This window comes from Pseudonocardia sp. Ae331_Ps2, from assembly GCF_001932405.1.
Lineage (GTDB): Bacteria > Actinomycetota > Actinomycetes > Mycobacteriales > Pseudonocardiaceae > Pseudonocardia.
The window spans coordinates 1,601,404-1,612,072 of sequence record NZ_MCIM01000001.1 but is presented as its reverse complement, the minus strand read 5'-3'; the positions used below and the strand labels follow the sequence as shown (position 1 = coordinate 1,612,072).

Annotated in this window: 10 protein-coding genes; 3 read left to right on the top strand and 7 right to left on the bottom strand. The window is 73.1% G+C overall.

The features are described from left to right. Positions 1-17 precede the first annotated feature (17 nt). Together Ae331Ps2_RS07595 and Ae331Ps2_RS07590 are read right to left on the bottom strand one after the other, a co-directional pair. Positions 18-659, bottom strand: a complete 642-nt coding sequence (locus tag Ae331Ps2_RS07595) for a response regulator transcription factor (RefSeq protein ID WP_075309853.1) — start codon at positions 657-659, stop codon at positions 18-20. Further along, complete coding sequence (locus tag Ae331Ps2_RS07590; RefSeq protein WP_083695323.1) at positions 656-1,891, bottom strand: sensor histidine kinase; 1,236 nt, start codon at positions 1,889-1,891, stop codon at positions 656-658. The genes Ae331Ps2_RS07595 and Ae331Ps2_RS07590 overlap by 4 nt, the downstream gene beginning before the upstream one ends. A 110-nt stretch (positions 1,892-2,001) precedes the next feature. Here Ae331Ps2_RS07590 and Ae331Ps2_RS07585 point away from each other — a divergent pair, with 110 nt between their 5' ends. Next, on the top strand, positions 2,002-2,601 hold the full coding sequence (locus tag Ae331Ps2_RS07585) for a hypothetical protein (protein ID WP_075309855.1): 600 nt from the start codon (positions 2,002-2,004) through the stop codon (positions 2,599-2,601). After that, the gene (locus tag Ae331Ps2_RS07580) at positions 2,591-3,727 is read left to right on the top strand and encodes a DUF418 domain-containing protein (protein ID WP_075309857.1); all 1,137 of its coding nucleotides are present in this window, start codon (positions 2,591-2,593) and stop codon (positions 3,725-3,727) included. The genes Ae331Ps2_RS07585 and Ae331Ps2_RS07580 overlap by 11 nt, the downstream gene beginning before the upstream one ends. Here the strand turns inward: Ae331Ps2_RS07580 and mftM are convergent. Both mftM and Ae331Ps2_RS07570 read right to left on the bottom strand, forming a co-directional pair. Next, entirely contained in the window at positions 3,681-4,391 is a 711-nt protein-coding gene (gene mftM, locus Ae331Ps2_RS07575) for a mycofactocin oligosaccharide methyltransferase MftM (RefSeq protein WP_075309859.1), read from the bottom strand. The two genes, Ae331Ps2_RS07580 and mftM, sit on opposite strands and share 47 nt — an antisense overlap. A 125-nt stretch (positions 4,392-4,516) precedes the next feature. Continuing rightward, positions 4,517-5,119 (bottom strand): hypothetical protein, encoded by a 603-nt coding sequence (locus tag Ae331Ps2_RS07570; protein WP_139318906.1) that lies wholly within the window; start codon positions 5,117-5,119, stop codon positions 4,517-4,519. 131 nt (positions 5,120-5,250) lie between these two features. On the opposite strand from Ae331Ps2_RS07570, the gene Ae331Ps2_RS07565 reads away from it, so the two are divergent. Beyond that, positions 5,251-6,246, top strand: a complete 996-nt coding sequence (locus tag Ae331Ps2_RS07565; protein WP_075309863.1) for a zinc-binding alcohol dehydrogenase family protein — start codon at positions 5,251-5,253, stop codon at positions 6,244-6,246. Positions 6,247-6,285: 39 nt separating this feature from the next. Here Ae331Ps2_RS07565 and Ae331Ps2_RS07560 read toward each other — a convergent pair whose 3' ends face one another. The 3 genes from Ae331Ps2_RS07560 to mdo form a co-directional block, all read right to left on the bottom strand. Further along, positions 6,286-7,827, bottom strand: coding sequence for a VWA domain-containing protein (locus Ae331Ps2_RS07560; RefSeq protein ID WP_075309865.1), 1,542 nt, complete (start codon positions 7,825-7,827; stop codon positions 6,286-6,288). Positions 7,828-7,839: 12 nt separating this feature from the next. Then, positions 7,840-9,117: a MoxR family ATPase gene (locus Ae331Ps2_RS07555; protein ID WP_075309867.1), complete on the bottom strand. Its 1,278-nt coding sequence runs from the start codon at positions 9,115-9,117 to the stop codon at positions 7,840-7,842. 136 nt (positions 9,118-9,253) lie between these two features. After that, complete coding sequence (gene mdo, locus Ae331Ps2_RS07550) at positions 9,254-10,546, bottom strand: NDMA-dependent methanol dehydrogenase (protein ID WP_020626210.1); 1,293 nt, start codon at positions 10,544-10,546, stop codon at positions 9,254-9,256. Positions 10,547-10,669 lie beyond the last annotated feature (123 nt).

Sequence of the window (10,669 nt, the reverse complement as noted above, 5' to 3'; positions counted from 1 at the left end):
AGCACCGGGGGCCGGGCTCACACGAGCCCGGCCTCCTGGGCGGCGATCGCGGCCTGGGTGCGGGAGCGCAGGCCCAGCTTCGCCAGGACTCGGGACACGTGCGTCTTCGTCGTCCCCTCCGAGATGACCAGCTCCGCGGACAGCTCGGCGTTGGACAGCCCGCGGCCCAGCCCGGCGAGCACGTCGGTCTCGCGCGCGGTGAGCGTCTCCAGCCCCGGTACCGACGACGGCCGCGGCGCCCCCGCGTAGCGGCGGATCACCCGCCGGGTCACCTCCGGTGCCAGCACTCCCTCGCCGCGGGCCACGGCCCGCACGCCGTCGGTCAGCCGGGTCGCGTCGACCGACTTCAGCAGGAACCCGGCAGCCCCGGCCGCGAGCGCGCCGTCGACGAGCTCGTCGAGGTCGAACGTGGTCAGCACCAGGACCTGGGTCGGCCCGCCCCCGGCGAGGATCCGCCGCGTCGCCTCGATGCCGTCGATGCCGGGCATCCGGATGTCCATCAGCACCACGTCGGGCCGGTGCTCCGCGGCCGCCCGCACGGCCGAGAGCCCGTCGGCCACTTCGGCGACGACGTCGATGTCCGGGGCCGAGCCCAGGATCAGCACCAGCCCCGTGCGGACCGCCTCCTGGTCGTCGGCGACGACCACCCGCACGGTCATCGCGCCACCACGTCGGTGTCCGGGGCGACGGCGGCCAGTGGCAGATCGGCCCGGACCAGCCAGCCGTCGCCGTCGGGGCCAGCGTGCAGGGTCCCTCCGACGGCACGGGCGCGCTCGCGCAGGCCGTCGAGGCCGGTGCCGCCGTGCAGCCCCGGAGCCGCCGCGGGGCGCCGCCCGGGGCCGTTGCGGACCTCAACGAGCAGCCGGCCCGGGGCATCGGAGTGGAGGCTCAGGCGCACCGTCACCTGCGAGCCGGGTGCGTGCTTCGCGGCGTTGGTCAGCGACTCCTGCACGATGCGGTACCCGGCGAGGTCGACCGGGGCGGGCAGCGGGTCCGCGCCGCGCTCGTCGTGCAGGACGGGGGACAGGCCGGCGGCGCGGGCCTCGTCGAGCAGCGCGTCGACCTCGGACAGCCGGGCGGGCGCCCCGGGCGGGTCGGCCGTGTCGCCGTCGCGCAGCAGCCCGATCATCGTGCGCATCTCCCCGAGCGCGGCGACACCGGAGGACCGCACCGTCCCCAGCACCTGCCGGACCAACGCCGGGTCGGCGCCGGGCTGCAGCGCCGCCTCGGACTGCAGCGCGATCGCCGACAGCCGACCGGCGACGACGTCGTGCAGGTCGCGGGCCATCCGGGCCCGCTCCGCGGCGACGGCGGCGTCCCGCTCCCGGGCCGCTGTCTGCTCCACCGCGGCGGCCCGCTCCCGCTCGACGGCCGCCAGGTCCCGGAACCGGCGCACCTCCAGCCCCCAGACCAGTGGGAGCCCGACGACGAGCGTCAGGTTGAGCACCGCGTAGGTGCCGGTGCGCATGCCCGTGGTCAGCAGTGCCACGACGCCCAGGACGGTGGCGACCCCACCGGCAGCGACGGCGACCGCCCGTGCGGTGCGCCACGGCGGGAACACCACGGCGCAGTAGAGCAGGTCGGTGAACACGAGCACGGTCCCGATCTCGGTCCGGCCTTCCAGGACGGGGCCCGCGACCACGGCCGCCGTGCCGACCAGCAGCCCGGCGGGCACCGCGATCCGGCGCAGCACCGACGCGGCGCAGCCCACCCCCATGAACAGCAGCGACGCCGGTGTCGCCCCTCCTGACCCCGCGCCGGACCAGGCGATCCCCGCGTCGGGCAGCGCCCAGATCAGCAGCAGCCCGACCACGAACCACACGACGCCCGTCCCGGCGTCGCGGAGCACCGAGGGTGCGCCGCCGTCGCGGTTCACCAGGTACGTGATCACACCTCATCCCAGCACGCCCGGCGCCCGCGCCGCGTCCGTCGAAGGTGGTACGCGCGGATCGGTCGCACGCCGGACGCGCCACCGCGGGCGGGGCGGCACGATCGCCGGCCATGGGGGAGTCGTTGTTCGCCGAGCCGCTGCTGTGGCTGATCGTCGGCGCCGAGATCGGGTTCTGGGTGTTCCTGCTGGCCGGGCTGGGGGCGCGCTACGTGCTGCGTCGCCGGGGCCTGGGTGCGGTGTTGCTGCTGGGGGTGCCGCTGATGGACCTCGTGCTGGTCACCGCCTCGCCGGTGGACCTGGCGACCGGCGGCGAACCGTCGCGGGTGCACGGGCTGGCCGCGCTCTACCTCGGGATCACCGTCGCGTTCGGACACTCGCTGGTGCGCTGGGCCGACGTCCGGTTCGCCCACCGCTTCGCGGGCGGCCCGGCACCGGTACGCCCGCCCCGGGGCGGGGCCGCCCGGATGCGGTACGAGTGGCGCGAGTACGGCAAGGTCGTCGCCGCCTGGGTGATCACGGCGGCGGTGCTGGTGCTGCTGTCGGTGGTCGGCGGCCGCGCGGTCCCGGCGCCGGGTGCCTGGTCGGGGGACCCGATGTGGTCCTGGCTGGCGACGGCGTCGCTGATCGCCGGGATCTGGTTCGTCGCGGGGCCGCTGTGGGCGACGGTGTTCCCCGGTACCGACGACCGGGAGCGCTCCGGTGCCCGGTGACCGCCTCGCCGCGCCGGACGTGCTGCGCGGCCTCGCGATCGCCGGGACCTTCGCGACGAACGTCTGGGTGTTCGCCGACCCGCGCGGGCCGGGTGCGGTGTTCGCCGGGTTCTCCGCGGGGTGGTGGCTCGACACCGCGCTCCGCGCCGTCGCGAACGGCAAGTTCCTCGCACTTCTCACCCTGCTGTTCGGCATCGGGATGGAGCTGCAGTACCGCTCCGCGGTGCGCCGCGGGCTGCGGTGGCCCGGCCGCTACCTCGCCCGGGCCGGGATCCTGTTCACCGAGGGACTGCTGCACTACGTGCTGGTCTTCGAGTTCGACGTGCTGATGGGCTACGCGATCGCCTCGGTGCTGGTCGCGTGGCTGGTGGGCCGGTCGGCGCGGGTGCGGACGGCGGCGGCCTGCGTCGCCGGGGCGGTCACGGTGCTGCTCGTGGTCGGCGCGTCCGTCGCGACGGCCGGCAGCACCGGGGCCGACGTGCCGCTCCCGCCGTACCCGGCGACCTGGACCGGACAGGTCGCCGCCCGGCTGACCGACCCGCTGCTCTACCGGGTCGAGCTCGTGCTGATCGTCCCGTCGGCGGTGGCGCTGTTCCTGGCCGGGTCGGCCCTGCTGCGCGCCGGCCTGTTCGACACCGCCGCCGTCACCCTGCGCCGGCGGCTGATCGGCACCGGGGCCGTCGGGGTGGTGCTCACCCTGCTCACCACGCTCGGCGGCGCCCCGTGGTTCCTCGTCGAGCGCTACCTGGTGGCACCGCTGGTCGCGCTGGGGCTGCTCGGCCTGGTGCCGGAGGTCCTGGCGCGACTGCGTGGTCCGGCCGGCCCGGTGCGGCGCGGGCTCACCGCGCTCGGCCGGACCGCGATGACCTGCTACGTCGGCCAGAACGTCGTGGCCGCGGTCCTGTTCGGCGCCTGGGGGCTCGGCCTGGCCGGGGCGCTCGTCGGCGTGCCGGCGCCGCTGCGGACCGGGGTGGTCGTCGCGGTGTGGGCCCTCGTCGTCGCCGGCTCGGCCGCGGCGGCGGGGTGGTGGTTGCGCGGCCACGACCGCGGCCCGCTGGAGGCGCTCACCCACGCCCTGCTCAGAGGTCGATCACCAGCCAGCCGCCGTGGTGCTCGGACACCGTGAACGACCGGCCGGTGCGCTCCCCGATCCGGGTCAGGACGCGCTCGTCGAAGACCCGGACGTGACCCCAGGCGGGGTTCGGCTCGTCCTCGAACGGGACGGCGACGACCACCCGTCGCCGGGCGAGGCGCAGCATCTCGGCGACGACCTCGTCGCCGTCGGACTCGGACAGGTGCTCGACGAGGTGCACGGCGAACACGGTGTCCGCGCACCCGTCGGGCAGCGCGACGGCACGCGCGTCGGCGACGTGGGTCTCCAGGTCGGCGCCGAGCTGCGGCGCCATCCGGGTCAGCAGCTCGACGGTGCCGCCGGTGAGGTCGGTGGCGGTGACGCGGTGGCCGTCGCGGGCCAGCTGGAGCGACAGGAAGCCGAAGCAGCAGCCGAGCTCCAGCACCTCCTCGCCCAGCACGAGGGACCGGGCGCGGGCGTGCACCGGCGCCATCTCGGCGTTGGTGCCGCCCGGCTCGGGCTCTCCGACCAGCGCGTCGAGGGTGTTGCGGTAGAAGGCGAGCCACGCGTCGTCCGGGAGCTCGGGGTCCTTCGCGGCGCTCGCGACGCAGGCGACGAACGCCTCCTCGAAGCGCTCGGCCGGCAGGATCCCGGGCTGCACCAGGGTGCGGTCCAGCCAGCCGGCGAGGTCGTTGGAGAGCCGGTCGGTTCCGATCATGGATCGCTCCTGTGCGTGCGGGGGACCCACGCCACGCTAGGCGGTCACCGGTACGCCGCACCACGTCCGACGGCCCGGTCCCTCCCCGTCCGGACGGTGGGGGGCGAGTGCCGGCGTCCGGGGGCTCAGACCGTCTGCGCGGCGAGCAGCCGGGCCTTCAGCGCGGTGTCCTTGTTGACCGGGTCGTGGGCGCCGTCCGGGACGGTCCCCGCGGCGACCGCGATCGCGTTCATGGTGCCGACCATCCGGCACAGGTGGGCGATGCGGCGCTCGTCGGCGTCGACGGGCGGGGCGCCGTCCAGCAGGGCCAGGGTCCGGTCCACCCAGATCACCTCGGCGTGCATCCCGGCCTGTTCGAGCACACCGCGCAACCGCAGCCCGATCTCGCGGCGGGACAGCCCGTTCCAGCTCTCCAGGGTGCGGGCGTCGAGCGGGAACAACCGGCCCCGGTCGCGCAGGTGGATCAGCTCCAGGGCGTGCGCGCGGCCGTAGGCGCAGTACGTGCACCCGTTCACCAGGGAGATCGTGAGCCCGGCCAGGTGGGTGCGGACGGGGCCCAGCACACGCAGGGTGACCAGGAAACGCGGGAAGTTCGCGGCGAACCAGCGCAGCGCGGGACCGCTGCCCATCGTGGCGACCATCGCAGGGATCACCCCGGGCGTGTAGCCCCACAGCGCCGTGCACACCCGCCCGACGGCCCGGACGACCAGCCCACCCTCACCCACCACACGGCCCGCCTTCCGAAGGGACCCCCGATGATACGTGGGGCGGCCGCCGCGCGGTCCGAAATGGGCCGAACGGCCCATCCCGGGGGCCGGCGCGGTGCGCGGCCGGACGCTCGCGCGGTTAGCGTTCGGTCATGGCTCTCGTCCCCGCCGTCGTCGCACCCCGCCCGCTGCCGATCGAGGATCCCGGGGCCCTGGTGGACTCGGAGATCGAGGTCGGCGACCCCGGACCGTACGACCTGCTCGTCGACGTCCGCGCCGTCTCGGTGAACCCGGTCGACCGCAAGGTCCGTGCCTCCTTCGACCCGGCCGACGGGCCGAAGGTCCTCGGGTACGACGCGGCGGGCGTCGTCGTCGGGGTGGGGGCGTCGGTGCAGGGGTACACCCCCGGCGACGAGGTCTACTACGCCGGCGCGATCGACCGGCCCGGCAGCAACGCCCACCGTCAGCTCGTCGACTCGCGCATCGTCGGCCGCAAGCCCTCGAGCCTGGACTTCGCCGCCGCTGCCGCGCTGCCGCTGACCTCGCTCACGGCCTGGGAGTGCCTGCACGACCACCTGCGGGTCACCGCCGAGTCCACCGGCACCCTGCTCGTGGTGTCCGCCGCGGGCGGCGTCGGCTCGATGGTCCTGCAGCTCGGCCGCCGCACCGGGCTGACCCTGGTCGGCACCGCGTCGCGGGCGGAGTCCGCGGACTGGGCCCGCGCGATGGGCGCGCACGCGATCGCCGACCACCACGACCTCGTCACGACCGTCCGTGCGGCCGCTCCGGACGGCGTCCAGTACGTGTTCTCACCGGTCTCGGAGGGCAACGTCGAGGCCTACGCCGAGCTCATGACCCCGCGCGGCATCGTCGTCGCCATCGACGAGCCGGAGGGGCTGGACACCCTGCCGCTGAAGACGAAGTCGCAGGCCTGGCACTGGGAGCTGATGTTCACCCGGCCGCTGTCCGAGCTGACCTCGACGGTGCAGCGGGAGATCCTGGACGAGGTCGCCCGCCTGGTCGACGCCGGCGAGCTGCGCAGCACCGAGACGCGGCGGCTGCAGGGACTGACCGCCGAGTCGGTCCGCGAGGCGCACCGGCTCATCGAGTCCGGCAGCACCGTCGGGAAGATCGTCGTCGAGCGCTGACCCCGGGGGTTCGTGCGCCATCGGGGGACGGGGCCGGGGTCAGCGGCCGATCAGCTCGCCGGCCATCTCGTTGGTCGTGGCCTCGAAGCCGGACAGGTCCCGGACCACGCGGACGCGGTCGCAGTACTCGGCGTAGGCGGGCAGGTCGCAGCGACCCAGCCCCCAGGAGTACCGCGGTTCCGGGGTCAGCCAGATCGTCTCCCTGGCCCGCCGGGTGATCTCGACGAACGCCTCCATGTTGGGATCGTTGCCGTTGCCCCGGCCGTCGCCGAGCACCAGCACCGTGGTGCGCCGGGTGACCGCCGAGCCGTGGTCCTCCAGGAACTGGCCGAAGGCCAGGCCGTAGTGGGAGTTCGCGTCGACGTCGAGCTGGTCGCCGCCGAAGATCAGCCCGAGGGCGTGCTCGACGGGGTGGTCGGCGAACAGGTCGGTCACCTCGACCAGGTCGGCGACGAACGCGAACGAGCGCACCTGGCCGAACAGGTCCTGCAGACCGTGCACCAGGTGCAGGGTGAACCGTGCGGTGGCCCGGACCGACAGCGAGACGTCGGTCAGCACCACCAAGCGCGGCTTGTCCTCCTGGCGCTGCACGGTGACCGGGGAGAAGGGGACGCCGTCGTAGCGCATGTTCCTGCGCATGGTCCGGGCCGAGTCGATCCGGCCCCGCGGCGAGACCCTTCTGCGGTGGGTGAGCGCGCCGTGCAGTGACTTCGCGAGCCGCCGCAGCGACTCCTCCAGCTGCATGCGCTCGGACTCGTTCGCCCGGTCGACCTCGGCGACGCGTTCGGCGTCGTCGTGGCCCTCGACGATCCGCTGCTCGATCGCGAGCAGCTTCTCCAGGTGGGCCTTGAGCAGCTCGGGGAGGTTGTCGAGCACCCCGGTGAGACGCCGGCGCAGGGCGGCCGCGTCGTCCTCGGTCCCCTGCTCGGACTCCGAGAGCCGGTCCTCCTCGGAGTTCAGCCAGCCCAGCAGCGCGTCCTGCTGGGCGACCGACAGGTCGGCGTCGACCTTCGTGCCCTGCTGCTGGGAGATGTCACCGGGCCGGCCACCGCCGGAGAACCGGTCGGTCTCGATCTGGACGCGCTGGCCGTCGGCGACGTCGCCTGCCTGCTCCTTGGAGAGCACGATCTCGTCCGTCATCGAGGCCATGTCGATCTTGTTGGCCTCCTGGTGCAGGTTGTACTGCTCGGCCAGGTCCTCCGGGTCGAAGAACTCCTTGATGTCGACCGGGGAGCCGTGGTCGTGGCCCTCCTGGGGGGTCTCCGACGGTTCCTCGGACAGCGTGAAGTTCTCCAGCGGGGTGTCGTCGGACATGTCGCCGTGCCCGTGCCCGTGGCCGTGACCCGTTTCGGCCTCGCCCACCCTGACCAGGGAGAAGAACAGGTCGAAGACCTCGTCGAAGGTCGCCTCGTCGCGGCGGTCCTTGATCAGCGCGATGCGCAGCGCCTCCTTCAGCACCGACCTGTCGGACAGCACTCCCGGCTGGGCGGCACAGGCCATCGCGTCGAGCGCCTCGGAGACCGAGATGCGCACCGACCGGATCCGCAGGAGCCGGACGAAGCGGTGGATGCTCGCTTCCATGCCGACGCCCGATCAGACCGGGCGCTTGCGGGAGCCGCCGAAGGAGCGGGTGCCCTGGCCGGGCGAGACCTTCCGGATCGCCGACGGCGGCGGGGCCACGCCGCCCGGGAGGCCGCCGTAGATGCCGCCGTGCCGGCCCGCCTGGTCCTTCGCCGCGCGCTTGGCGCGGCCGTCGACGTCGCCGTCGTCCGGGTCGTCGCCACGGGCGCCCGCGGTGCGCGCCGGCGGGGCGGCGGGCTCGTCGTGGTCGTGGTCGCCGTCGTGGCCGTGTCCATGCCCATGGCCGTGCCCGTGTCCGTGGCCGTGCTCGGCGACGACCGCGTTCGGGTCGACCAGCCGCGGCAGCGCGTCCAGGGCCTTCGTGACGTCCTTGTCGTACTTGACCACGACCGAGACGGTGTCGGAGAGGACCTGCGAGCTCAGCTCGCCGACGCCCAGGACGGCCAGCGTGCGGGCCCAGTCGATGGTCTCCGAGATCGACGGCGACTTGCGCAGCTCCAGCTCGCGCAGTCCGCGCACGACGTTGACGAGCTCCTCGGCCAGCTGGTCCGACAGCCCGGTCTTCTTCGACTTCACGATCTCCAGCTCGCGGGAGGCCGACGGGTAGTCGAGGAACAGGTGCAGGCAGCGACGCTTGAGCGCGGCGGCGAGGTCCCGGGTGTTGTTCGAGGTCAGCAGCACGTACGGGCGCTGCGTCGCGACGAAGGTCCCGATCTCGGGGACGGAGATCTGGAACTCGCCCAGGGTCTCCAGCAGTACGGCCTCCAGCGCCTCGTCGGCGCGGTCGACCTCGTCGATCAGCAGCACGACGGGCTGCTCGGAGCGGATGGCCTCCAGCAGCGGACGCGGCGCGAGGAAGCGTTCGGAGAAGAACACGCTCTCCTGGGACCCGATGCGGTCGACCGCGGAGGCGAGGTCCGGGGCGTCGGAGACGAGCTGCCCGATCTTCTCGCGGAGGATCTGGGTGTACATCAGCTGCTTGCCGTAGTCCCACTCGTACAGGGCCTTGGTCTCGTCCTGGCCCTCGTAGCACTGCAGACGCAGCAGTCGGCGCCCGGTGGCGACGGCGAGCATCTTGGCCAGCTCGGTCTTGCCGACCCCGGCGGGTCCCTCCAGCAGCAGCGGCTTGTCCAGGCGGGTCAGCAGGAACACCGTCGTCGCCAGGCGGGTGTCGGCGATGTAGCCCTGCTCCCGCAGGGTCTCGACCACCTGGTCGACGGACTCGAAGGGGCCGGTCGAGGCGACGGCCTCCGCCGCCTCGGTCACCGTGGGGACGACAGCCTCGGACACTCGGGTATCTCCTTCGCGGACCGCACCGGCTCTGGTGCGGGGACGAGCGGGGCCGCGGCCGGCGGGCCCACCCACCCGAGTATCGCCTCGGACGGCTGGGCCCGCCGGTGCGACGGTGGACCTCCTGACCTGCGGATCAGGTCAGCAGGTCGTCCAGGTCACCGTTGATGGAGTGGTCGACGACCGGGCGGACGGTCTCGAACGTGCACTCCTTCGGGTTGCCCGGGGTGCAGGCGTCGCCGAGGACGTGGTTGGTGATCCGGTCGACGTCGGCCGCGTCGCCGATGATGGTGGGCGCGTTCTCGTAGAACTTGGTCGGGCCGACCCCGAGCCGGTTCTTCGAGTAGGTGTCCTGCTTGACGTCGGCGAACTTCTCCGGGATGCCCACGTCGCGCAGCAGCCGGATGGACGCGGCGAGCGCCGCGTCGGCGGCCTGCGGCTTGGTCATGCCGCGGGTGTCGACACCCATGGCCTCGGCGATGTCGGCGAAGCGCTCGTAGACCACCGGCATGTTGAACGCCCACACGCGGGGCAGCGCGATGGCGTTGTTCAGGCCGTGGTGGGTGTCGTAGAACGCCGACACAGCGTGGCTGATCGAGTGGATGATGCCGAGACCACCGGAGTTGAACGCCTGGGCGGCGATGTACTGCGCGTACATCATGCCCTCGCGGCCGGAGAGCTCCTGGCCGTTCCAGACGGCCTTGCGCAGGTTCTGGGAGGTCAGCTTGATGGCGTGCAGGGCGTTGCCCAGCGACGGCTGGAAGTCCAGCCGCGAGACGTAGGGCTCCGAGGCGTGGGCGAGCACGTCGAACCCGCACTGCGCGGTGTAGTCGATCGGGCAGTCGTAGTAGAGCACCGGGTCGTCGATCGCGAGGGTGGTGACCGACGCGTCGTCGAAGGCGACGTACTTGTGCGGGTTGTCGGGGTCGGTCGTGGTGTCGGTGATGACGTAGGCCCACGAGGTCTCCGAGCCGGTACCGGCCGTGGTGGAGACCGCGATGTGCGGCGGGTTGGCCGGGTTCTCGGACTTGTTGAAGCCCTCGAACTCGTTGACGTTGCGACCGTCGTGGGCGACCGAGACGCGCGCGCCCTTGCAGGCGTCGTGCGAGGAGCCGCCGCCGATGGAGACGAAGGAGTCGCAGTTGTTCTGCTGGTAGAGGCCCACAGCGTCCATGACGTTGTAGTCCTTGGGGTTCGACTCGACCTTGTCGTACAGCACGACCTCGAGGCCGTGGTACTTCATCGACTCGACGATCTTGTGGACGATGTCGGTGCCGCGCAGGCCCGACGTCATCACCAGGGTCTTCTTGAAGCCCAGCTTGAGCGCCTCGGGGCCGATCAGCTCGTGCGACCCCGGGCCCATGAGCGCGCGAGGGAACGGGTGGAACTCCTTGATGGGGAACGGCTTGAGCAGCTCGTCTACCTGCATGTCAGCCCTTTCTGAGGCAGGCGGATGGGGTCGGGGCCGAACGCTAGGACCCCTGTGGCCGCGCGCACAGGGGTGATCGGCATTACCCCTCGGGAGACCGGGCAGGAAACCCCTCCGAACGGA